This window comes from Streptomyces atratus, from assembly GCF_014648655.1.
GTDB classification, from domain to species: domain Bacteria; phylum Actinomycetota; class Actinomycetes; order Streptomycetales; family Streptomycetaceae; genus Streptomyces; species Streptomyces atratus.
Map to the genome: position 1 here is coordinate 34586 of NZ_BMRN01000032.1, position 23688 is coordinate 58273.

A 23688-nucleotide genomic window follows, 5' to 3' on the forward strand; every position below is an offset into this window, starting at 1 on the left:
CGACATGACCAGCACCCGGGCCTCCGTACGCCTCAGCATCTCCTCGCTCCGCGCCCACAAGCGCCGCTTCGCCGGTACGTTCGTCGCCGTACTGCTCGGCGTCGCGTTCCTCACCGGGACGCTCGTCATGGGCGACACGCTCCGCGCGAGCTTCGACACCATGTTCGGCAACGCCACCGCCGGTACCGATGCCGTCGTGCGCAGCTCCAATGTGGTCACGGTCGCCGGTGAGTCCCAGGGCACCCGGCAGCCGGTGAGCACCGGTCTCGCGAAGAGGATCGAGCAGACCCCCGGCGTCGCCGCGGCGGCCCCCGACATCCAGGGCGCCGGCCAGCTCATCGGCTCCGACGGCAAACCCGTCGGCGGTCAGGGGCCGCCCACTCTCGCCGGCAACTGGATCGACGACCCGAAGCTCAATCCGTACCGGCTCGCCGCCGGACGCGCCCCGTCCGCGCCCGGTGAGGTCGTCATCAACCGCGGCACCGCCGACCGGGGTGGGCTCGGGATCGGCGACACGACCGTGCTGCGCACCCCCGACCCCGTGCACGTCACGATCGTAGGACTGGCCACCTTCGGCGGCCAGGACGGCATGGGTCAGGTCACCTACACCGCTATGACGCAGGCCGATGCCGAGAAGTACCTCACGCCGAAGCCCGGCGAGGCATCGACCATCCAGGTGCGCGCAGGCCCCGGCACCAGCCAGCAGGAACTCGTCGACGCACTGCGCCCTGTACTGCCCAAGGGCGTCGAGGCCATCACCGGACAGGCATCGGCCGCCGAGAACCGGGACATGATCTCCGGTGCCTTCCTCAGCGTGTTCACCACACTGCTGCTGGTGTTCTCCGGGATCGTGCTGCTGGTCGCCACCTTCTCCATCCACAACACCTTCGCGATCGTCGTCGCCCAGCGGACCCGCGAGAACGCCCTGTTGCGCGCCCTCGGCGCCTCCCGCAGGCAGGTCGTCGGCTCGACCCTCGTCGAGGCGGCCGCAGTCGGTGTGATCGCCTCCGCCGCCGGTCTGGCCGGTGGCATCGGCATCGCTGCCGGACTGCAGGCGCTCTTCCCCGCCGTCGGATTCCCGTTCCCCGAGGGAGCGCTGGTGATCAGCGCCGTTTCCCTGCTGCTGCCGCTCGCCGTCGGCGTCCTCGTCTGCCTCGGCTCCGCCCTCCTGCCCGCTGTCCGGGCCGGACGCACCGCTCCGCTCGCCGCCCTGCGCGAGAGCGCGGCCGACGACTCCGCGGCGTCCCGGGCACGTGCCCTCGCCGGGCTCGTGCTGCTGGTGGCCTCCCTCGGCACCATCCTGACCGGCGCCCTGGCCGATGTGTCCGTCTGGCTGTCGGCCGCCGGTGCGGTGTCGGCACTCGCCGCGTTCGTAGTGCTCGGACCGGTCGCCTCCTCGTACGCCGTTCGGTTCCTCGGCGCCCCGCTCGACCGGCTGCGCGGTGTCACGGGCCGACTGGCCCGGCGCAACGCCCTGCGCAGCCCCCGGCGGACCGCATCCACCGCGACCGCTCTGATGATCGGCGTCGCCGTGGTCTCCCTCTTCACCGTCTTCGGCGCCTCCCTGAAGGCGACCATGAACGGGGCGGTCGACCGCTCCTTCGCGGGCGATGTCGCCATCAGCGCTCCCGCCTTCGGAGCGGGCGGCAGCGGCCTCAGCCCCCGGCTGGCCCCGGCCGTCGACCGGCTGCCGGAGGTCGCGACCGCCGTCGGTCTCGGCAAGGGGGTCGCGGAGGTCGACGGCGCGGGACGCGCGCTGACCGTCACCGACCCGGCCGCGCTCGGCAGGGTCTTCGACCTCGGCCGGGTCGACGGATCGCTGAAGGGGCTGGGCGTGAACGGGATCGCCGTGTCCGACATCGAGGCCGGCAAGCGCGGTCTGCACACCGGCTCCACCGCGCGGCTCGCCTTCACCGACGGCACGCAGCAGAACTTCACGGTCCGTGCCGTCTACGACCGGTCGGAACTGGCGGGCGACTACGTCATCACCCGCCTGGCCTGGGCCCCGCACCGTGCACAGGACTCCGACTCGCTGATCGCCGTCTCCTTCAAGCCCGGTGTCGCCACCGCCGTGGGCAAAGCGGCGGTGGCGAAGACAGCGGCTGCGTACGGCAACCCGGACGTACAGACCCGCAGCGAGTACGCGCAGTCCTCGGCCGGCGGCATCGACATGATGCTCACACTGGTCTACGCCCTGCTCGCACTCGCCGTACTGATCGCGCTGCTGGGCATCGCCAACACGCTGACCCTGGCGCTTCACGAACGCACCAGGGAACTGGGCCTGTTGCGGGCCGTCGGACAGACCAGGAGCCAGCTGCGGTCCATGGTCCGCTGGGAATCCGTTCTGGTCGCGGCGTTCGGCACGGCGGGCGGCCTGTTGCTCGGCGGCGTCCTCGGCTGGGTGCTGGTCGAGGCGTCCGTGGGCACGGGCGACACCGCCTTCGCCTTTGCGCTGCCGCCGCTGCGGCTCCTGGTGGTGGCCCTCGTGGGGATCACCGCCGGGGCGCTGGCGGGCCGGCGGCCCGCCCGCCGGGCGGCACGGCTGGACGTGCTCCGCGCGATCGCCGCCGAATAGCGCGACAGCGGGGCGCCGGACGGCGCCCCGCTCCGCTTTCCGCCGACTCTGCTAGCCGACCACCGACGACCGCGCGACGGAGGGCGTCCTGCTCTCCAGGTACGTGACGGTGTCCGGCTCGAACGGTCCGTCAGTGGTTGCCCCGTACACCGCGTGCAGCGGCTGTGCGGCGAACAGGGAGGGCGCCGGAAGAGTGAACCAGACAACCTTCCCGGCCCCGCCCCTCGGGCAGACCCCCCAGCTCTCGCTGACCGCGGCGATCAGCGCGAGCCCGCGCCCCGATGTACTGAACGCAGAGGCCTCGCGCACGGTCGGCAGCCGTGGGTCGTGGTCGTGGACGGAGACGGTCAGGCGTTCGAGCAGCAACTCGATCTCGACGGTGCATGACTTGTCCGGCTGGGCATGCTGGTGGACATTGGTCAGCAGTTCGGTGACGCCGAGCGCCGCATGGTCGATCAGAGGATCGAGATGCCAGTAGCGCAGCTGTGCCGAAACGATTCTGCGTACCTGCCCGATCCGCGACGGCAGGGCCTGGAGCTCCACTGTGCAGTGCCTGCTCGGCTCGCTGATCACGGCTGCGACTCCCCGAAATAGGTCCGGAAGAAGACGAAGGAACGATTCAGCAGATGACTGGCTGCTGATTCAGCTCCGGCGGTGCGGATCACAAGGTCACCGCCGGTAAACCATGAGTGACGTGTGACCAATGTCGCTCAGGGGGCACGGCTCCGCAACTCGCGGTGTACCGGCGGCGCCCCGTCAGATCATCCGGCCGCCCGCACTGCGCAGCGTCTCGAGAAATCTGCGGGCCGGCCCGGCCTTGTCCGGACCGTGGTTGCGCTGCCCCATCGTCAGTCGGTACCGCGTCCCGTTGAGGCGCGCCACGGCCGCACCGGCTCCGGCGAACCACGGCCTGCCCGCGCTCACCGCCCCCACCGGGGCGCTGTCGATCTCCCGGCCGTAACTGGTCAGCAGAGCCAGCCTGCCGTCCTTGACGATCACCTGCCCCGCCCTCGTGACCGAACGGGCCCACCGCTCGATCCGTACCCCCGTCGCACTGAACTCCGTTTCCGGCATGACTGCTTCGCCCCCTTCGTAACGCTTCTGATGGGCAGTCTGCACAAGCAGGGGCCGACGCGCCAGGCCGCGTCCCGGGTCGATGTCACAGCTGCCCCGCCCGCCAGGGCCAAGGCAGGGCTATGGACCATCAAAGCGAACATTTGTGCAGGTAGACGGAATATTGTTGACGGTGGAGAGTGACGGCGACACGAGGAGGAACGCGCTGATGGGCACCGCGATGCACAGAGATGACGGCCGGGCCACGGCGACCATCGACATCGACCGCTCCGACCCCGAGTACCGGGCCTGGCTCAAGGAAGCCGTACGGAAGGTCCAGGCCGACGCCAATCGCTCCGCCGACACCCATCTGCTGCGCTACCCGCTGCCCGAGGCGTGGGGCATCGACCTCTACCTCAAGGACGAGTCGACGCACCCCACCGGCAGCCTCAAGCACCGGCTGGCCCGCTCGCTCTTCCTCTACGGGCTCTGCAACGGCTGGATCCGGCCGGGCAAGCCGGTGATCGAGGCGTCCAGCGGTTCGACGGCCGTCTCGGAGGCGTACTTCGCCAAGCTGATCGGTGTGCCGTTCATCGCCGTGATGCCCCGCACCACCAGCCCCGAGAAGTGCCGCCTGATCGAATTCCACGGCGGCCGCTGCCACTTCGTCGACGATTCACGGAAGTTGTACGAGGAGTCCGCCAAGCTCGCCGCCGACACCGGCGGCCACTACATGGACCAGTTCACCTACGCCGAACGGGCCACCGACTGGCGCGGGAACAACAACATCGCCGAGTCGATCTACCAGCAGCTGGGACTGGAGCGCTATCCGGAGCCGACATGGATCGTCGCCACGGCCGGAACCGGCGGCACCTCGGCCACCATTGCCCGCTACGTGCACTACATGCAGTTCGACACCCGGATCTGTGTGCCCGACCCGGAGAACTCCTGTTTCTTCGACGGCTGGACCCACCACAACCCCCTGGCCACCAGTGACTGCGGTTCCCGGATCGAGGGGATCGGCAGGCCCAGGATGGAGCCGAGCTTTGTGCCCGGGGCCATCGACCGGATGATGAAGGTGCCGGACGCAGCCAGTGTCGCGGCTGTGCGCGCCCTGGAAAAGGCCATCGGCCGGAAGGCGGGCGGCTCCACCGGCACCGGACTGTGGAGCGCGTTCAAACTGGTCGCCGAAATGGTCGAGCAGGGCAGCGTCGGCAGCATCGTCACCCTGATCTGCGACCCGGGCGACCGTTACCTCGACAAGTACTACTCCGACAGCTGGCTCGCCGAACAGGGCCTGGACATCGCCCCGTACACGGAAACCATCGAATCCTTCCTGGCCGACGGCAACTGGCCCGGATAGCCCGGACGGAACGCGGCGCACCCGGTCCGCGGCCGCTCTCAGGCCGCGGGCCCGGTCAGCAGCCTGTCGAGATTGTGTACCGCGTCCCGGAACGCCCGGCCCACCCCCGGCCGGCCCAGCCGCAGCGCGAACCGGAAGGGTGCGGAAGCGTCCGCGGCGAACGTCCACTGGACCTGCGTCCCGGTCCCGGCCGGGGTGAGCCGCCACTCCTCCAACAGGGCCCGCAGGCCAGGGGCGTTCGACTCGTCGACTCGGTAGACGTACCGCTCGCCGGGTTCCGCCGCGATGATCGTCTCGCGCAACACCGTGCCGCCCTTGAGCCGGACCTCGCGACCTGCGCCGTCCTCGGTGGGCCGGGCCGCAGTCACCGAGGTGAACCAGCTGGGCCAGCCCGCCACATCATCGGCGAGCGCACGGTAGACCACCTCGGGAGGCGCTGACACCTCGGCGGCGAAGACCAGTCGCAGTGGAGCGGACTCGACGAAGTCGAGGTCCACGGAACGGAGTCGGCGCGGCACGGATCGCACCTCCCGTGCGGTCGGCGGCGGGCGGGGTGGCGCACACCATAACTGACGTATCGTCAGATGTCTTTGTGTGCAAGGGTATTACGTGGCGGAGCGATGCGGGACCGCCCGTGCAGCGGCGGTGATGTTGCGGGCCATACCGCCGAACACCACCGAATGGAACGGCCACACGCTCCACCAGTAGGCATGTCCGAGCAGTCCGTGCGGATGGAACAGCGCCCGTTGCCGATAGACCGTCCGCCCCTGCTCGTTCCGGTCCACCGACAGTTCGAGCCAGGCCGGACCGGGCAGCCGCATCTCCGCGCGCAGCCGCAGCAGCTCACCCGGAACGATCTCCTCCACACGCCAGAAGTCCAGTGAGTCGCCCACCCGCAGCCGCTGCGCGTCCCGCCGCCCGCGCCGCAGCCCGACGCCACCGACGATCCGGTCGAGCCAGCCCCTCACGGCCCAGGCCAGCGGGAAGGAGTACCAGCCGTTCTCGCCGCCGATGCCCTCGATCACCCGCCAGAGCGCGTCCGGCGCCACCGGCACCGTGAGTTCCCGTTCGTCGCTGTAGAGACTGCCGCCGGACCAGTCGGGGTCGGTGGGCAACGGGTCGCTGGGGGCACCGGGCACCGCCGCGGACGACCAGCGGGTATCGACCCGGGCATCCTTGATCCGCTGGAGCGCCAGCCGCAGCGCCTGATCGAAGCCGATGATGCCGCCGGCCGGATCGGGTACGTACCGGGCGATGTCGCGCTCGCGGCAGACCACCTCGTGGCGCAGCGACTGAGCCAGCGGCCGGGCGATGGAGGGCGGCACCGGTGTCACCAGGCCGATCCAGAGACTGGAGAGTCCCGGGGTGAGCACCGGTACGGGGAGGATCACTCGGTGGGGCAGCCCGGCGACCGCGGCGTACCGCTGCATCATGTCCCGGTACGTCATGACGTCCGGGCCGCCGATGTCGAACGTACGGTTCACGTCGGCCGGCAGGTGTGCGCATCCGACGAGATACCGCACCACGTCCCGTACCGCGATCGGCTGGATCGATGTGCGCACCCAGCTCGGGGTGATCATCACCGGCAGCCGTTCGGTGAGATGACGCAGGATTTCGAACGATGCCGAGCCCGACCCGATGATGACCGCAGCCCGCAGGACGGCCGTCGGCACCCCGGAATCCAGCAGAATGCGCCCCACCTCGGCCCGCGACCGCAGATGCGGTGACAGTTCCCGTTCAGGCACCCCGGCCGGAGTGAGCCCGCCGAGGTAGACGATCCGGCCGACCCCCGCCGCCCGTGCCTGGGCACCGAAGACCCGGGCCGCCTCGCGGTCCGTCTCCTCGAATCCGGGTCCGGAGCCGAGCGCGTGCACCAGGTAGTACGCCACATCCATGTCCCGCATCGCCGCCCGCACCGAGGCGGCGTCGGAGACATCGCCCTCGACCACTTCGACCCGGTCGGCCCACGGGTGGTCACGCAGTTTCCGCGGGGTCCTGGCCAGTGCGCGCACCCGGTGGCCGGCGTCGAGGAGTGCGGGCACCAGTCTGCCGCCGATGTACCCGGAAGCACCGGTCACCAGACAACGCAGCGGCGTACCACCGGAGGATTCGGTCACTCGTCCCAGTCTTCCACCGGACCGCCGTACGGGGCCCGGTGGAGCACTCCGAACGGCGGCACGCGGCCACCCGGTTTCACCGCACCGCCACCGGCCCCGCTCAACCGCGGCCACCTACGGATGCGACCCCGCCGGACGGTCCAGCATGCCGTCCAGCGCCCGGCCGAAGACCCGGCGGCCTGCTCCGGCGAGCAACGGGTCGGCCCACCGCGGCAGCAGCCGGACAGTCAGCTCCTCCACCCACACCACATGCGATCCGGAATCTGTCGGATACACATCGATCGACGCCCGGCCCAGCACCAGCGAACCGCGCTTCTCCAGTCGGCACAGCCCCGCACGCCCGGCCGCGGGCGGTGTCCACCGCACCACTTCCATCGGATCGTCGAACCCCAGCGGCCCCACACCCGTGCGCGCCACGAAAACGGTTCCGATCCGGGTCGTCAGCCCCGTGGGAACGGTGATCGTGGTCAGCGGTACATGCGCCGCGTGCCGCTCCCAGTCCGTCACCCGGCGCCAGGACTCGGCTGCGGGCAGGGGCGTGAAGCGCTCGATCCGGAAGACGGCCACAGCGCGATCCTAGGCCGTGTACCGTCCATCGCGAGCTGAGCGGAAGCCACGTACCGGCCGACGGTTCAGGAGTCGGCGTCCGCGATGCGGCCCGTCACCAGCAGGCCCGGAAGATGTTCCTCGATCTCCTCGCGGGCGGCGGCCGACAGACCCGAGTCCGTCACGAACGTGTCCACCTGCTCCAGAGTCGCGAACGAACTCAGGCCCACCTTGCCCCACTTGGTGTGGTCGGCGACCACCACCACACGCCGCGCCGACTGGACGAAACGGCGGTTGGTCTCGGCCTCCGCCAGATTCGGCGTCGACAGACCGGCCTCCACCGAGATCCCGTGCACCCCGAGGAACAGCACATCGAAGTGGAGCGAGGCGATCGCCTGATCGGCGACCGGGCCGACCAGCGAGTCCGACGGGGTCCGCACCCCACCGGTGAGCACCACCGTGGCCGCCCCGGTACGCGCCCCGCCCGCAGCCCCCGACCGCTGCGCGGAGTGGAACACATCGGCGACCCGCACCGAGTTGGTCACCACCGTCAGATCCGGTACGTCCAGGAGTCGTTGGGCGAGCGCGTACGTCGTCGTACCGCCGGAGAGCGCGATGGCGCTGCCGGGCACGGCCATCGCCGCGGCCGCCCGCGCGATGTCCTCCTTGGCGGTCAGCTCCAAAGCCGACTTGGCCTCGAAACCGGGCTCGTGCGTGCTGGCCTCGACCACCGGAACCGCCCCGCCGTGCACCTTCTCGATCACACCCTGGCGGGCCAGCGCGTCCAGATCCCGGCGGACAGTCATGTCGGAGACGCTCAGCTTGCGGGTCAGCTCATTGACCCGGACCCCGCCACGCCTGCGTACCTCGTCGAGGATCAGGGCACGCCGCTGCTCCGCGAGCAGGTTCTGATTCTCGCTCAACGCCGGTCCGGTCCTTCCCTCTGGCCGTGCAACAGTCTCTTCGGACGGGGTCATCCTGCCACGCGGTGTCGTAGGGCGTCGCACTGGGGAGATTCCGTGAGAGCGGTGCGTGCACCGGCCCTCTTCCCTGATTCTGGTGACCGTGCATCAGCACCCCCACGACCGAGAGAGCGAGTCACTCCAGTGCCACCTGTCACCCAGGCCCCGCAGAGTCCGGGGCCCGCGCTGGAACTGCTGGTCCATGGCGTGGGCGGAGCCACCCCGCAGGAGATGCTCGACGATCCGCGTCCGGTCCGGGTCACCGGCGACGCGACCGCCGCCATCTACCGCCGCGCCGAGGACATGGACGCCGAACAGCACCCGGAGCGGTACCGCGACCGGCCCATCGCCGAGGCCTACTGCTGGTCCAACCTCACATCCGGCAACGGCTCCCGCGCCCTGTGGCTGCTGCTGCTCCCGTTCATGGTGGTCAACCTCGCCCACTGGATGCGCCCCACCGCGCGGGGCCGTACCCGCGCGGTGCGCCTGTACGGCGTCCTCGTCCGGCTCGTCGCGCTCAGCCTCACGGTCCTGTTGACCGCGGCGGCGTGCGAAGTCGCGCTCGATCTGACCGCCTGGCAGTGCGCAGGCGTGCCGGACTGCTCGAACCGGCGGTCATGGCTCGGCTTCCTGTCGACGGCACAGGGCGGCTGGTGGTCCCAGCCGGGCCGAAGGCTCGCCCTTGCCGCTCTGGTGCCCACCGCCTTGGTGGGGCTGCTCTGGTTCCTGTCCAACCGGACATGGAGCGCGTACGAATCGCAGCGCCCGCTCACCGGATCCGAACCGGATGACGTCGACATCCAGACCGCTCACGACATGAACACCACCGGCACCGCGGTCGGCGGCCGCCCGGCTCTCGGCCGACCCGGTTTCTGGTACGGCCGCAGGCTGGTCGCCCGGCTGCGCGCCGCCCACACCGCCGCCGGATTCCTCACCGTCGCCGCATCGGTCGCGGGCGCCGCGGCCCGCCACGACCGCGCGGTCACCGGCCCCGTGCCCGAGATCCTCGGCAGGCTGGTCGAGGCGGCGCTGGTTGTGGGCGCGCTCGTCGTGCTCTGGGTCGTCTGCCGCCGCGGCCGCAGCGAACGACGTCTCGACAACCGGCTCGACCATGCCCTCATCACCTATCTGCCCGGCGCCGCCCTGGCCCTGCTCGTCCTTGCCGCGGTGTACGCGGCGTGGTCGCGCCCCGCCTGGGTCTCTGCGGGCGCCCTGCCCGGCGATGTCACCTTCAGTGTCGTCACGCTCGGTCAGGGGGCGCTCGTCGTCATCCTCGCCGTGGTGTCGCTGGGCCTGTACCGCCGGACCCCCGAACCCCGCACCGTCATGTACGGACTCGGCGGACCGGCCGTCGCCATGCTCGCGTGCGCTCTCGGCGGCGTCATGACCGGCGGGGTCGCCCAGCGCGTCGCCGACTGGCTCGACGGCTCCGGCACCCCGGGCATGGGCAGGAACTCCGCCATCGAGGGACCGCCGGTGCTGCTCAGCTGGCAGGCCTCGGTCATCCCCGTGCTTCTGGTGCTGCTGGCGGTACCGGGCCTTCTGCTGCTCGTACGCACATGGCTCGCCGCCCGAGCTCTGGAACCCGAGGTCGACCGGGAGTACGGGCCGCAGCGGCCGGACGCCGCCCGGACCCGGCAGATCGCCCGGATCCGGGCCACGGCGGCCCTCACCGATTCCGCGCCCTGGATCCTCGGCCCGGTCTCCGGCGCCGCGCTGCTGCTCGGTGCGGCGGCGGTCGGCGGGGCCTGGGCGAGCGGTGAGGTGCCCGGCCTCGCGATGGAGGGAAGCGGCCCGTTCGCCGAGTCCGCGGCGGAAGCGGCCCAGTCGACCGGCTCCTGGATGGTCGGACTCGGCTTCATACTCTTCGTCACCTGGGGACGGCGTGCCTACCGCGACGCCTCCGCCCGGCGCACCATCGGCATCCTCTGGGACGTCGGTACGTTCTGGCCGCGCGCCGCCCACCCCTTCGCACCGCCCTGCTACGCCGAGCGCGCCGTCCCCGATCTGGCGTCACGGATGTCCGGCTGGACCGGACAGACCCGCGGCAGGCTCGTCATCTCCGGCCACTCCCAGGGCAGCGTCCTCGCAGCGTCCGCGGTCTGGCAACTGTCCGCCGAGACCAGGAGCCGGGTCGCCCTGCTCACCTACGGCTCGCCGATCGAGCGACTGTACGCGCGCTGGTTCCCGGCCTACTTCGGCCCCGCACCGCTGCACGGACTGCACCGGTCCGTGCACTGCTGGCGCAACCTCTGGCGGGCCACCGACCCGATCGGCGGCCGGGTCCGGCTCGACGAGGGACCGGGGCCCGAGGTGGACCGGGGGCCGCTGAAGGACCCCCTGGTCTACGGGCGCACCCCCGAGCATCCGCTGCCCGAACCCGTTCTGGGGCACTCGGACTACCAGGCCGACCCGGTCTTCGCCCAGGAGCGGGCCGCACTGCTGGACCGGCTGGCACCGGTCCTGCCGCGCCAGGCCGACGGGGAGGGGGCCGAGGACACCCCACGGGCTCAGGGGAGCTCCGGCAGATCCTCCGGATAGAGCAGCGTGAGGTCGTCCGTGCTCGGCTCGGCGAGCTGGGCGACCCGGCCCGCATGCCGCTCCACCATCGACTCGAAGGTCTGCCGAGCCGTCCGCCCATTGCCGAAGGCCGGGCCCTTGGGAAGCTCCGTGAAGTACTTCAGCAACGCTTCCCCGGCCCCGGACGCCAGGGTGTATTCGTGCTCGTCGGCCTGCTGCTCGACGATCCGCAGCAGCTCGGCGGGCTCGTAGTCGCTGAAGGTGATGGTCCGTGAAAAGCGGGACGCCACACCGGGGTTGATGGTGAGGAACCGCTCCATCTCATGGGTGTACCCGGCGACGATGACGACCACCGCGTCCCGGTGGTCCTCCATCAGCTTCACGAGCGTGTCTATTGCCTCCCGGCCGAAGTCCCGGCCGGAGTCCTCGGGTGACAGGGCGTAGGCCTCGTCGACGAACAACACCCCGCCGCGCGCCCGGTCGAAGGCCTCCTGGGTCCGGATGGCAGTGGAGCCGATGTGTTCACCGACCAGATCGACGCGGGACACCTCGACCAGATGGCCGCGCTCCAGCACACCGAGCGAGGCGAGGATCTCGCCGTACAGCCGGGCCACGGTGGTCTTGCCGGTGCCGGGGGAGCCGGTGAAGACGAGATGGCGCCGGACCGACGCGGCCTTGAGCCCGGCCTCCTGACGTCGGCGGCCGACCTCGATCATGTCGGTGAGGGCGCGCACCTCCCGCTTCACGCTGTCCAGGCCCACCAGCGCGTCCAGTTCCCCGAGGACGGCGTCCGACGCGCGTACCGGCTCAGCGGCGGGCACCGTGGCCGGGGTGGGCTCAGCGGCACGGGGCCCGGGGACCGCGCCGAGCAGCCCGGATGCCGACTGGGTCGCCGTCAGCACGGTCGGGGCCGGGGGAGCGGGGGAGCGCAGCGCGCTCTCGTCGCTCGTGCAGTCCTCCACGACGGGCCCCGCTCCCGTGCCGTCGCCGTGGGCGGTGCCCCCCTCGGCGAACTCGTATCCACCGCGGGCACACCGCTCGGTACGGCAACGGGTCAGAGTCGTACGGCAGCCGTCCATCACATGGAAGCCATAGCCCTCGCTTCCGGTGACCCGGCAGCTGTGGAAGGTGCCGCGGCCCTCGGCGGAGACGTAGAAACCGGCCTCGGCGGGGGAGGTGACCGTGCAGCGCTCGATCGTCGGGTCGGCGCCCTTGGTGACGATCACTCCGGTCTGCGCGGCGTCGATGGTGCAGTTGTTCAGCGTGCCGCCGCTGCCGTGGTCGCGGAACCATGCGCCGGTGGACGCCTCACGGATGCGGCAGTCGTCGAGCTGGGCGGTCGCCCCGTCGCTCACCGACACCGCGGTATTGCGGACCTGGGACAGATCGCTGTCGACCACATCGGCGCGCGATCCCCGGTCGAGCACGAAGATGGCGTCCGGTACGTCGTGGACCCGGCAGGAGTCCAGTATCACGGTCGCCCCGTCGCTCACCCAGACCGCCGGGTAGTCGCCCGTACTGTCATGTATTTCGCACTGGTTGGCGTCGACCCGGGTGCCGGGGTCCCAGACGGACAGGCCGTTGCGACCGAACCGGCGCACCGTGGAGCGGGTCAGGGTGAGGACCGAACGGGAACGCAGATCCACCGCGTTCTCCGGGATGTCGTGGATGTCGCAGTCTGCGAGTGTCAGTACGGCGTCCGTGTCGAGCGTGACCCCGTCCGCCGAAGTGCGGTGCACCGTGCAGTCGGTGAGGTGGGCGGCCGCGCGAGCGGTCACCTGTATCCCACTGCCCTTGATCTCGTACACCTCGCAGCCGACGGCCTCCAGGCCGCTGCCCTCGCCGGTGACGCTCAGCCCCGCGCCCGACGCATGGTGGATCCGGCAGCGCTCCAGCCGCGGATGCGCACCGTCACGTACCGAGACACCCGACTGGCCGGCCGAGACGACCTCGCACTGCTCGAACACCCCGCCCGCACCGTCGAGTACGGCGATGCCGACCCCGGCCGGGTTGTCGACCGTGCAGCGGCGTACGGTCGGCCGGGCCGCACCGCGCACCTCGATCCCGGCGGCCGAACGCGTGACGATCCGCAGATCCGCGAGCTCCGGTGCGCCGTCCTCGACGAGCAGCGCCGGGGCCGTCGAGTCCTGACCCTCCACATGCAGGTCCGAGACGACGGCGGAGGCACGGACGGTCAGCGGCACGCCGTCGACCGGTGCGATCCGAACGGAACCGACCGCGCCTTCGGGGCCGCGCAGCGTCACCGCGCGGTGCAGCACCAGATTCTCCCGGTAGGTGCCCGGCGCGACGGTGAGGACATCACCGTCGGCCGCGGCCTCCAGGGCTGCGGTGAGGGAGGCGTATTCGCCTGTGCGGCGCCGCCACCGCGATGTGCCGGTGTGCGTCACCTGGACCGTGCCCTGTGCCATGGCGCTGTTGTGCCCCCACCTCGTGCGTATGTGATGCCCGTGTCACCGGCCTTGCGGCAGCGACGAACCCCGGGCCCGCCCACCGAGGAAGCGGGCGGGCCGGTCCACCGTAGCGCGCGCGGCGGGCGGGAGTTGACCCGATCGGCAGCTGATCAGCTGCCGGTCCCGGTCCTGCCCCAGTCCGGACCGGCCTTCGCCCAGGCTCGGTCGATTTGGGTGTACCGCCCCCGCACCATGCGCCAGACGATCAGGCGCCGACCGCCCTCGACCACTCCGACGGCGAGCAGCGTCGCCCCCACCCCGGCCAGAGCCGCATGCGTATGAGCCGTCGGTGCGTCCATCGGCCGCAGCGCGGGGCGGCCGTCGAGGTCGGTCCAGATCTTCACCTCGGCCCCGGGATCCGTCTTGCGGGAGGAGGTGGTCACCGTACCGCGGCGGTCCGTGCCGTCCGGGGCCTTCCAGCGCGCCACCACCGAGGTCTGCGTGGTGCGCTCCGAGGACACTTCGGGATCGGTGACGAGACGTGATGCTCCCGGGGCCCGGCGTACCACGACCGCGGTCGTGGTACGACGCTGGGCCTGCTGGGCCTGCACCGATTCCTGCAGGGCGTCGTCCGTGAGCGAACCGCACACCCAGCCCACTGCCGGTGCCGCCAGCACCATGAGAAGCAGTGCGACAAGAGCCACCCATGCCTCGCGCCGGTCAGTGGCGCGGCGCAGGGGATTGCGCCGCCAACGCCACACTCCCGTAACCGCTCGCACAGTCCTGCACCCCCTTCCGTATCCGTCTTAACCTGATACGGCACGCTTCGCTCGCCGGAGCAGCGAAGAGAGAGCAACCTCACCCTGACCAACGCGCGGACTGCCCCCGTGAGTTCCCCTGCCTCATCGGTCCGGGCTGACGGTCCGTCCGGGGCGTGTGCGACCGAGGGGCTGTACTGCCGGTGCGGGCACACCGGGGTCGCCGTCGAGTCCCCATGGCTCGACGGCGACCTCGTGCGATTCCCGGCTCAGTACCCCCGGCCCTGGTACGGGCGGTTGTACGGATCCTCGTAGGGCGAGGGTGCCGGGGCGGGGCGCGGTGACGCCGGACGCATCGCCTCGTAACCGGTGCCGGGTGCGGGCCGCTGCTGTTGCGGCGGGTAGGGCGCCTGGTACCCGCCGCGGGCCGCGGTCGGCTGCTGCGGGATGTACGGCGCCGGGGCGTGCTGCAACTGTGCGGGCTGCATCGGCGCGTAGCCCTGCTGGGCCGGCTGCTGGTAGCCGTACGACGGATTGGGCTGGGAAGGCGCCGCGGGAAGAGCCGGCAGCGCCGCCGGGAGAGCCGGCAGATAGCTGTTGCCGGTGTCATAGGCGGCAGGCACTCGGATCGGAGCGATCTGAGGGGTGCCCCGCTCCGCGACCAGGGAGTCGTAGATCGGAGTGTCGGGGAACGACGGTGCGGCGTAGTAGCCGCCGCCGTAGGTGGAGCGGGGGGAGGTCATGACACCTAAGTTAAGCCCACGATGTGCCGGTTGGGGAGACCCAATCTTGGGATCATCCGTTTTACGCTGGTTCTGTCTGTCTGACCTGCTGAAACATCGTCAAAGCTTCCGTTGACAGCGGGGGTGCGAGCGCGGGTCATCTCGCGGTGGGTGCGGCGTTGTCCGCGCTCGCGGGTTTCGTCCGGGGCGCTCGGGGAGAGGGGCGGCGGCCGCAGCTTGGCCAGGCGGGCGAACCCGGCCGCCGTGAGCGCTGCGGGATCGACGCGGGCGAACGCGTCACGCAACGTGCGCTCGCCGGGAACGCGGTAGCACCCGGCGAACGGATCGTAGGGGCAGCCGAGCCGGGCCAGGACCTCCTGCTCACACCGACGTGCCCATCCCGCAATCGCCACCAGGGAGTTGTGGTCGGCGCAGGTCATCGCGCAGACGCCGACGGCCAGCAGCGTTGCCAGGGCGAAGCGTCGCCCACGGCGATCTCGCGGATCGAGCACTCGGGCCAGTGCGTCGAGCAGCCCGGACGGCACCACTGCCCTGGACCGTGACGCCCCGGAGGCGGTCGGTGGCGGGAGCAGAGCGGACGGGAAAGATGATGAGGCAACGAGCACGGCGACCTTACCGGGGCCGGACCGAGTTGCCGGTCGGTGCGGCGAGTTCTTTGCTCATGAAGATGCGGCTGGTGCCCGGTGGATCGCAGGGGACCTCTCCCAGACGCTTCCACCCTTGTTTGTGATAGAAGCCGGGGGCCTGGAAGGTGATCGTGTAGAGCACTGTGCGGCAGCCGCGGGCGTGGGCCTCGTCCTCGGCCTGCCGAAGGATCTCTTCCCAGCCCGCTGCCACGCAGCTGAGGCGGCAGGTAGAAGAGGTCGATGAAGAACAGCCCGAGCGAGGTGCGCCCGGTCAGTCCGCCGACCGCCTGGTGCGTCTCGGGATCACGGACCAGGACGGCGAGCGGTTTGCGGTCGGCGATTCCCGTGAGCTCTGTGTTGAAGCGGTCCAGCGCGTCGGAGATTGCCGCGATGTCCGCTGGGATGGGGGCGTCGGTGACCACGAGGTCCGTCCGGGGTTCGGGCTGGGGTGACGCGGTCATGGTTGCTCCAGAGGTGAGCGGAGGCGGCACGGCCTCGCGGGCAGATGCAGGTGCGGGGTCGGCGAGCCCTGCGCACGTGCCGACGCTAGGACGTGGACGCTTCGACGAACGTCGAAGGGACGTCGGCGACAATGGGAACGTGGACATTCAGCGTGCAGGTCAGGATGTGGGTGTGGACCTGGCGGGCGTGGCCGGGTTGTTGGCCGACGGAACCCGGGCAGCCTTCTGCCTGGCGCTGCTCGACGGCCGGGCGTGGACGGCGAATGAGCTCGCGCGTTATGCCGGGGTCGCACCGTCCACCGCGACGTCGCATCTGAACCTGCTCGTGAGCGGCGGGCTCCTCGTCGAGGAGCGGCACGGACGCCACCGTTACGTACGGGTGGCCGACCGCAGGGTGGTCGAACTGATCGAGAGTCTTGCCGCGCTGGCACCGCAGGGCAGCGCCCGACCACGTTCGCTGTCGGCCTCCGGCCGACAGCAGGCACTGGCCCGTGCGCGGCTGTGTTACGACCACCTGGCCGGAGCCGTCGCGCTGGCGATCACCGACGCGATGATCGAGCGCGGCCTGCTGGAGTGGGGGCCCGAGCCGGGCCTGACCGGCAAGGGCGCCCTCTGGCTGGCCGAGGCCGGTATCACGGTGCCTGGCGGCTCACGCCGACCGCCGGTGCGCGCATGCCTTGACTGGACCGAGCGCCGTCCCCACCTGGCGGGCGCGGTGGGTGCTGCCCTGTGCGCCCACGCACTCGCCACCGGATGGATGACGCGCATCGGCACTACCCGCGCCCTCATCGTGACGCCCGCCGGCCGTCGGGCATGGCACGACCACCTCGGCCTGCCGCCAGCTGAACTCTGATCCTTTGGCGGTCGTCGACAATGTAGACGCGGCCGACCCCACGGCAGTCGGCAAGGCGAATGTTGTCCGATGCGCACCAGACACCCTCGTGATCTACAAGCTCCGCGCTCGTACTGAGTCCGGGCCACACCCACGCCCGTGACCAAGTTGGGCGAACAGGACTCTCCCCGGGGCCCTGGTGACGCCCCCGGGCCCCGTGGGGGCCGTCATGTGCGTCTTGGGCGTAATATCTGCCTGAACATGTCAAATGTCCGTCAGCTCGCGTCCCGGACTCGCGCTCCTGGGTAACCAACTCCCTTCGTAGGTAAGGGGATTCGAGAGCGGACATGGCAGTCCATCGCGGGCGACGGTGTTGTCGTGGCGTTGAGCGGGTGCTCCGGAGGCGGGGGAGCGCAGGAGCCTGCTGGGTCGCGATGCTCGTTCGACGCTGATTCCGGCACAGCGTCATGACGCTCGCTCGGCCGGCTGTCGAGCCCAAGCCGAAGATCCTGGCCGGCCCCCGCGGTCTCGATCTCGGTGGTTGCCAGTGCGCGGTTGCGGCACACGGAGAACCAGAAGGACCAGACGATCAGGAGACGCCCCCGAGGCCGGTGACGAGCCTGTTTATTCTGCGGTAGCGGACGTACATCGCGCCGATGCCGAGCGCGAGCCGGCCCACCCCAACCAGCCGTGGATCCAGCACGCTGCGGACGTCTCGCCCACTGACGACGCCCCGGCGCTCGCCGCTCGCCGCTCGTCCAGCACATCGCCTCGCTCTTGAGCGGGGGCTGCTCAAGGGTGAAGTGCCGGGGCTGACCGAGCGGCTGTGCGGCAGTACGAGCACTGCCGCCTCGGTCTCACCGCCTGCGGGTGTCATGTCCTCGACGGCAGCTGCCGAGTCTCGCGCCCCCCGTATGAACGCCGTCAGCTCTCCGCTCCGTCGCCGGTCCGCCGGAGGGCGGCCTGTGCCGAGGCGAGGCGTTCGGCTTCGTTGCGGCCCGTGGTCCTGCCGCCCGTGACGTCGTCGGCCCAGCCCAGCAGCCGGTGCAGCTGTGGGTCGGTCGAGGACGCGTCGATGCGGGGCTCGCCGACGACGACCTCTCCGCCCGTTCCGTCAAGGGCGATGAAGGTGCCTTCGGGCAGGGTGCGTCCGCCTGCCCGGACGCAGCCGTCGGCGGCGTCGACGGTGAGGTTCGCGGCACCCACGACGGCGGGTTTCCCCATCGACCGCGCCACCACGGCCGCATGACTCGTCGGGCCGCCGCGAGCGGTGACCACCCCGGCGGCGGCGGCCAGGCCGTGCATGTCGAGCGGGGAGGTTTCGGGGCGCAGCAGGACGACCGGCCCTCCCGCGGCGAGCCGGGCCGCGCTGTCGGCGGTGGTCGCCACTCGGCCGACAGCGACTCCCGGGGAGGCGCCCAGCCCCCGGGTGAACAGGTCGCGGGGTTCGATCGCCGTGATCCGAGGCGTACGTACGTGGGTGAGGTGCTGCGGTGAAACGCGGAGCAGCGCCTCGTCGCGCCCGATCGTTCCCGCGTCGGCCAGATCGACCGCGACCCGGACTGCTGCGCGCCCGACGAACCGCCCGCGGCGCACCTGCAGGATCCACAGTTCGCCCGCCTCGAAGGTGAACTCGACGTAGCACGCGTCGCGGTAGTTCTCCTCGAGCCGGGTCAGGGCGGACAGCAGGCGGGTCCACACCTCGGGTTCCCGGTCGGCCAGTTCGCTCAGGGGCTCGGTCAGTGACGAGCCCGAGACGACGTCTTCGCCTTGGCGGCCGAACAGGGCCTCACCGAACGGGACATGCTCGCCGGTGTTGGGATCACGGCTGAACGCGACGCCCGTCCCGCTGCGTTGGTCACGATTGCCGAACACCATCGCCTGTACGGTCACGGCGGTGCCGAGGTCGTGCGGGATGCCGTGCAGTTCGCGGTAGGTCTTCGCGCGCGGTGTGTTCCACGACGAGAACACGGCCTCGACGGCGAGCTCCAACTGGCGGGTGGCGTCCTCGGGCACGCTGTCGCCGCTGCGTTCTGCGATGAGCTGTTCGACGTCCTGGATCGCCTCGGCGAGGCGGCTCGTGTCGGTGTCCTGTCCGGCGAGCGCACGGTCGATGCCCGCCAGGCTCTCCGGGCCCACGCCGGCGACCTCGGAGGCGAAGCTGGTCAGAAACCTCAGCCGCGAGTCGAGTGCGAACCGCAGGTCGCCCGTCTCGTCGGCCAGGGTGGTGGTCGCCTCGGTGGTGAGCCCGAGGTTGAGGACGGTGCTCATCATGCCGGGCATCGACACGCTGCCGCCGGAGCGGACGGACACCGCAAGCGGTCGCTGTGGACCGCCGAGCCTGCGTTGCGTGGCGGCTTCGAGGTCGTCGACGGCGGCCGCCAGTTCGGCGTCGAGGCCGCTGGGCAGCCCTCCGGTGCGGAGGAAGGTGCGGCACGCCTCCGTGCTGATGACGAAGCCCGGCGGCACGGGCAGTCCCAGACGGCGGAGCACGACGAGACCGAGTGCCTTGCCGCCGAGGACTTCCGCCGTCTCCTCGACCTCGGCCGAAATCGGGTGAATCCAGGTCATCGCGTGGTCATCTCTGCGTCGCCTTTGCTGGTTCGGCTGCGGGGTCTGCGCCATGCGCGGGGTGGCGGGCGGCGAATTCAATGGCGCGGGATGCCGAGGGTGGCCAGCAGGTCCTCGTGCAGCTGGAACCACACGGTGTGATACGAGGACGTGCTGTCCGTCACGTACTCCAGAGCGCCGGCCCTCGCCCGGGCGAGCGCGTCGGCGAGCCGGACGGGGTAGCGCTGGAAGCGGAGCAACGCCGCGGACAGCTCGGCGCAGAGGGGCTCGGCACGCTGGTGGAACTCCGTGAACCGGTCGAGCACCCGGGCGTCGTAGGAGGGATCGCTGTGGTCGTTCATCGTCATGGAGCCGTCTACGGTGCGGGTCTGCCATGCCGTGCAGAGATCGAGCAGCTCGGGGTTGAGTACCAGGAACCGGTCGAACGCCGCGGTCAGTCGGGCCCGGGCTCCGGCTTCCTCCAACTCGTCGGCGATCTGCTCGGCGTCCGCGGCTCGGCCCTCCTCCGTAAGGCCCCATCCGCCGAAGTCGCCCGCGGCATGGGTGACGAGTCCGGCCACGGCGAGGTCGATCAGTTCCGATTCGACGTCGGACTCGGGGAGTCCCGACGCCCTGGCCACCCCGGAGAGGCCGGAGAAGCCGATGCAGCGGAGGGTGTGAAGCACCAGCAGGTCGGTGCTGGTGGTGTGGGACGAAACAGGCTGGGTCATGGCGCGGCCCCATCAGGTGTGGTGTGGGAGACATCTGCGGTCGTGAGATCGAAGGTGGCCGCTCCATGGGCGGCACCGGGTCCTTGGGCTCGGGTGACGATCGTGCCGTGCTGCACGCGTACCGCGTACTCGGTGGCGTCGTCGGCGTCCGGTACGCCGACGGCCGACGCCAGCAGACCGCGCTCGTCCAGGACGAGGCGGAGGCGTGGCCAGGCGCCGGGTTCGAACACGCGCCGCAGGCACCGGGCGAAGTCACCGGCCCTCAGCTGTACGAGGCGGCCGGTCTCGGCCGGGTCCGCCGTCGTGACGACCACGGTGATCCGGTCGCCGGTCCGTGCGGCGCGGACAGCCTCCTCGGCGGCTTTCAGGCGGTTGGTGCCGAGGAGCGTGATCACCCCGTCCTCGGCGAAGCCGACGGGGCGGTGCGTGATGAGATCCTGCAGCTCCTGCGGCGGGGACCAGCGGTCCCGGCAGGCTCGGGCCGGCGGGACGTAGGGCAGGTGCGGAGGGTTCCAGGTGTCGGCGAGGGCGAGCCCGCCCAGATGCGCGCAGGCCTGAACGATGTCGAAGGGGTCGCCGAAGCCGAGCGCCGGATCCGCCGAGGCCCCCGGGCCCTCCAGCAGCCTCAGGACCAGCTGGGCCCGCCGGACTTGGCGCACGAACGGGGCGTCGGCGGGCGCGTGCGACTCGAGCGCGAGTGCCAGCAGCAGAGCCTCGAGGTGGGTCACCTGTCCGAACGCGTCGCGGATCGGTTCGTCGTCGAGAACCCCGGCCGGCGAGCGGAGATGCGCCTGGCCGAAGGAGGGGGTGCCGTCGGCCAGGGGCATTCGTTCGAGCCAGGTCCGGGCGAATGCGCCCAACGCGTCGGCGATGGATCCCTCGGACGGTGCCGGAGGCTGCGGGACCGTGCTGGTGGTGCCAGACTCCGCGATGGCGTTCTGCTCCGTCGTGCCGCTCCGATTCGCGGAGTCGCTGTGCTCAGCCGTGGCGGCACGCTCGACCATGTCGACCAGCACCGCCAGATAGAGAGCGCGTTTGCTCGGGAAGTTCGAGTACACCGCGCCACGCGTCAGCTCGGCCCGCTCGGCGATCTCGTCCACCTTTGCCGCCGCGTAGCCGCGCTCGGTGAACTCCGCCTTCGCCGCGGCGAGTACGGCCGCGCGCGTGCGCTCCTGCTGCTGAGCCCGGGTCAGACGCACCATCCGCGACACCTCCCTGTCCGTTCGCCGCCGTTCACAGCAGAAGATACACGGAACATCCTGATGATGAGACCATCCGAGTCCCGGACCGTGCGAAGCGGACGGCTGTCGGCCGACCGGTTCAGGCTGCCGGTCGCCCAGGCCCGTAGGGGCCGGCCGGACGAGCCGTCAGAAAGCGCCGACCGGACCGGTGCGGTCGCCGTATTTCTCTATGGGTTCGTGAAGCTCCCTCCCTGCTGGGATGCACCGACTTCGGGATGCGCCAAGTAAATCCTTGCCCGAATCTTCAGGCGTTGAGATCCTCGATCGATGGCCGCACCTTATGGATTACTCAGCCGTAACGAGATCGAAGCCATTGCTTGCTGTGCCGTTCTCGGTGCCTATGAACCGCGACCGCGTTACTGTTTCGGGCTTTCTTTCATTGCGGTGGCTCCTGGAATTTCGCTGGTGGTGTGCCGTATAGCCTTCCGGCTCGCGCGTCGGCGTCTGCTGCGCCGGCTCCAGCGGTCCCACGGCGGTGTCCGGTTCGAGTGGCCGGACCTCCTCGCCGAGGTGCGCCGCCGTGATCGGAACACCTCCTTCCGCACGTGATGACCGTGTGTTTTGCCCTCCGGGTCCACCGGGATGATGGTCCGGTACGAAGGGTCATCATCGCTGTCTCGCCCTTGCGGCGCCAGGCTTCGACGGTGTCGGCGGCCGGAGAAATGATCAGCCCGCAGCGGTGCTGACGAATGCCCTGTACAGGATCTTCATCTTGACAGACATCGACCGAAAGCGATCAAATTTTCGCAGTGTCACGGTGCTCCGTGACCGAAGGGCGAGTAAGGAATCCGCTGGACGCGGATATTCTGCCATGGGGGGCGACTTTCGTATGCGAAGGCTGTGCGGTCTGCGCTTTTTCACCGCCACGACCATTGCTGTCGTCCTCTTCCCGCACCGGATCCGCCCGCGGCGGTATTACGCCGAAAAAGCATGGGTGAAATCCCATCGGTGTGCCCGCGCGGCGCCTGATTCCGTTCACGCCGGTTCGGCGCGGTGAGCCGCTGAGCCAAACCGGAAGCACCCACCACAGCAGCCCTCCCGGCTGCTCATTTCCTCCGACGCACGATCGCCCTCCGGCCCCCAACACGCACCCGAGGTGATTGATCAATGATCGGTAGATTGAAAGCCCATGCCGCGCGCACGCCGGAGGTGTCCGGCTTCGACGTGCCGGGACGGGGCAGCGGGACGGGCACGTCCTCGGCCGCCGGGGCCGCTCAGTCATCGGCCATCGAGTGCGTGTCCGTCGCAGCCCTGACGACCTCGGACACCCCGAGATCCGGTGGGGAGGACGAGGAGCACGTCCAACTGCTCGCAACGCTGCAGACACGGCTCCCGCCCATCGTCGTGCATCGTCCCACGATGCGCGTCATCGACGGTGCACACCGGTTACGCGCAGCGGTCGTGCGCGGCGACGACCGGATCATGGTCCGCTACTTCGACGGCGCGGAGGCGGACGCCTTCGTGCTGGCGGTCCGGCTGAACAGCGAGCACGGACTGCCTCTGTCGCTGACCGACCGGAAGGCCGCGGCGGCCCGGATCGTCGCATCGCACCCCCAGTGGTCCGACCGCAGGATCGCGGAGGTCGTGGGGCTGGCGGCGAACACGGTGGGGGCGATACGGCAGCGTTCGACTGCGCAAAATGAGCAGCCGAACGCCAGTATCGGCCGGGACGGACGCATGCGCCCCCGCAACGGAGCCGAGGGACGGCTGCGCGCCGGGGAGTTGATGAAGGCCAACCCGGATGCCTCGCTGCGGGAGATCGCCAGGCTCGCCGGGATCTCGGCGGCCACGGCCAGCGACGTCCGGGCCCGGCTCAACCGTGGTGAGCCGCTGGTCACGCCGCAACAGCAGCAGGCCGGCGCGCGCGAAAGCCCTGCGGGTTCGGCGGCCCGGCGCTCCGTTCGGTCGGGCTGCCCGGCCAGCGAAGTCCTGCTGGTGAGCCTCAGCAAGGACCCCTCGCTGCGGCTCACCATGGCGGGCAAGATCCTGCTGCGTGCGCTGCGGGCCTCCTCGGTCGACGCCGATGGATGGTCCCGGATCGTGGACGCGGTCCCGCCCCACCGTCAGGAGGTCGTGGCCCGTCTCGCCCGGGAGTGCGCCAACGCGTGGCAGCTCCTGGCGGATCGGCTGGCGGAACGCACGTCCGAGGGATCGACGGAGGCGGGTTGAAGCAGGGCACCGGGGCCACGCCGGGACGCG

At 70.7% G+C, this 23688-nt stretch carries 20 protein-coding genes; 6 read left to right on the plus strand and 14 right to left on the minus strand.

Annotated elements, in window-relative coordinates:
- Positions 1-4 precede the first annotated feature (4 nt).
- Complete coding sequence (locus tag IEZ15_RS32500; protein WP_189280564.1) at positions 5-2575, plus strand: ABC transporter permease; 2571 nt, start codon at positions 5-7, stop codon at positions 2573-2575.
- A gap of 51 nt (positions 2576-2626) precedes the next feature.
- On the opposite strand, the gene IEZ15_RS32505 is transcribed toward IEZ15_RS32500, so the two are convergent.
- Positions 2627-3148 (minus strand): ATP-binding protein, encoded by a 522-nt coding sequence (locus IEZ15_RS32505; protein ID WP_229846243.1) that lies wholly within the window; start codon positions 3146-3148, stop codon positions 2627-2629.
- 183 nt (positions 3149-3331) lie between these two features.
- Positions 3332-3649: a hypothetical protein gene (locus IEZ15_RS32510; protein ID WP_114243122.1), complete on the minus strand. Its 318-nt coding sequence runs from the start codon at positions 3647-3649 to the stop codon at positions 3332-3334.
- 208 nt (positions 3650-3857) lie between these two features.
- Between IEZ15_RS32510 and cds1 the strand changes: the two genes are divergently transcribed.
- Positions 3858-4991, plus strand: a complete 1134-nt coding sequence (cds1, locus tag IEZ15_RS32515; protein WP_189280565.1) for an L-cysteine desulfhydrase Cds1 — start codon at positions 3858-3860, stop codon at positions 4989-4991.
- A gap of 38 nt (positions 4992-5029) precedes the next feature.
- On the opposite strand, the gene IEZ15_RS32520 is transcribed toward cds1, so the two are convergent.
- The 4 genes from IEZ15_RS32520 to IEZ15_RS32535 form a co-directional block, all read right to left on the minus strand.
- Entirely contained in the window at positions 5030-5509 is a 480-nt protein-coding gene (locus tag IEZ15_RS32520; RefSeq protein WP_189280566.1) for an SRPBCC family protein, read from the minus strand.
- A gap of 87 nt (positions 5510-5596) precedes the next feature.
- On the minus strand, positions 5597-7108 hold the full coding sequence (locus tag IEZ15_RS32525) for an SDR family oxidoreductase (RefSeq protein WP_229846244.1): 1512 nt from the start codon (positions 7106-7108) through the stop codon (positions 5597-5599).
- A 114-nt stretch (positions 7109-7222) separates the two neighbouring features.
- Complete coding sequence (locus IEZ15_RS32530; RefSeq protein ID WP_114243119.1) at positions 7223-7675, minus strand: SRPBCC family protein; 453 nt, start codon at positions 7673-7675, stop codon at positions 7223-7225.
- A gap of 65 nt (positions 7676-7740) precedes the next feature.
- Entirely contained in the window at positions 7741-8577 is an 837-nt protein-coding gene (locus IEZ15_RS32535) for a DeoR/GlpR family DNA-binding transcription regulator (RefSeq protein ID WP_189280567.1), read from the minus strand.
- 270 nt (positions 8578-8847) lie between these two features.
- On the opposite strand from IEZ15_RS32535, the gene IEZ15_RS32540 reads away from it, so the two are divergent.
- Positions 8848-11157, plus strand: coding sequence for a hypothetical protein (locus IEZ15_RS32540; protein ID WP_373302665.1), 2310 nt, complete (start codon positions 8848-8850; stop codon positions 11155-11157).
- Here IEZ15_RS32540 and IEZ15_RS32545 read toward each other — a convergent pair.
- The 5 genes from IEZ15_RS32545 to IEZ15_RS45340 all read right to left on the minus strand — a co-directional run bounded on the left by IEZ15_RS32545 (position 11127) and on the right by IEZ15_RS45340 (position 15885).
- Positions 11127-13565 carry a right-handed parallel beta-helix repeat-containing protein gene (locus tag IEZ15_RS32545; RefSeq protein WP_189280569.1) on the minus strand — a complete coding sequence of 813 codons (2439 nt, stop codon included), beginning with the start codon at positions 13563-13565 and terminating at the stop codon, positions 11127-11129. The genes IEZ15_RS32540 and IEZ15_RS32545 overlap by 31 nt on opposite strands.
- Before the next feature lie 152 nt (positions 13566-13717).
- The gene (locus tag IEZ15_RS32550) at positions 13718-14326 is read right to left on the minus strand and encodes an Rv1733c family protein (protein WP_189280570.1); all 609 of its coding nucleotides are present in this window, start codon (positions 14324-14326) and stop codon (positions 13718-13720) included.
- Positions 14327-14574: 248 nt separating this feature from the next.
- Positions 14575-15048, minus strand: a complete 474-nt coding sequence (locus IEZ15_RS32555) for a DUF6643 family protein (RefSeq protein WP_114243114.1) — start codon at positions 15046-15048, stop codon at positions 14575-14577.
- 5 nt (positions 15049-15053) lie between these two features.
- Positions 15054-15575, minus strand: a complete 522-nt coding sequence (locus IEZ15_RS32560) for a transposase family protein (protein WP_189280571.1) — start codon at positions 15573-15575, stop codon at positions 15054-15056.
- Positions 15576-15660: 85 nt separating this feature from the next.
- Entirely contained in the window at positions 15661-15885 is a 225-nt protein-coding gene (locus tag IEZ15_RS45340; RefSeq protein ID WP_229846246.1) for a GNAT family N-acetyltransferase, read from the minus strand.
- A 395-nt stretch (positions 15886-16280) separates the two neighbouring features.
- On the opposite strand from IEZ15_RS45340, the gene IEZ15_RS32570 reads away from it, so the two are divergent.
- Complete coding sequence (locus IEZ15_RS32570; RefSeq protein WP_189280589.1) at positions 16281-16988, plus strand: ArsR/SmtB family transcription factor; 708 nt, start codon at positions 16281-16283, stop codon at positions 16986-16988.
- 903 nt (positions 16989-17891) lie between these two features.
- On the opposite strand, the gene IEZ15_RS32575 is transcribed toward IEZ15_RS32570, so the two are convergent.
- The 3 genes from IEZ15_RS32575 to IEZ15_RS32585 form a co-directional block, all read right to left on the minus strand.
- Positions 17892-19538: a pyruvate, phosphate dikinase gene (locus IEZ15_RS32575; RefSeq protein ID WP_189280572.1), complete on the minus strand. Its 1647-nt coding sequence runs from the start codon at positions 19536-19538 to the stop codon at positions 17892-17894.
- A 77-nt stretch (positions 19539-19615) separates the two neighbouring features.
- Positions 19616-20248 carry a transcriptional regulator gene (locus IEZ15_RS32580; protein WP_114243109.1) on the minus strand — a complete coding sequence of 211 codons (633 nt, stop codon included), beginning with the start codon at positions 20246-20248 and terminating at the stop codon, positions 19616-19618.
- Entirely contained in the window at positions 20245-21450 is a 1206-nt protein-coding gene (locus IEZ15_RS32585; protein WP_189280573.1) for a helix-turn-helix domain-containing protein, read from the minus strand. Before IEZ15_RS32585 ends, IEZ15_RS32580 begins: the two co-directional genes overlap by 4 nt.
- A gap of 444 nt (positions 21451-21894) precedes the next feature.
- Here IEZ15_RS32585 and IEZ15_RS32590 point away from each other — a divergent pair, with 444 nt between their 5' ends.
- The gene (locus IEZ15_RS32590; protein WP_157987047.1) at positions 21895-22038 is read left to right on the plus strand and encodes a hypothetical protein; all 144 of its coding nucleotides are present in this window, start codon (positions 21895-21897) and stop codon (positions 22036-22038) included.
- 558 nt (positions 22039-22596) lie between these two features.
- Positions 22597-23658, plus strand: a complete 1062-nt coding sequence (locus tag IEZ15_RS32595) for a ParB/RepB/Spo0J family partition protein (protein ID WP_189280574.1) — start codon at positions 22597-22599, stop codon at positions 23656-23658.
- Positions 23659-23688: the final 30 nt, after the last annotated feature.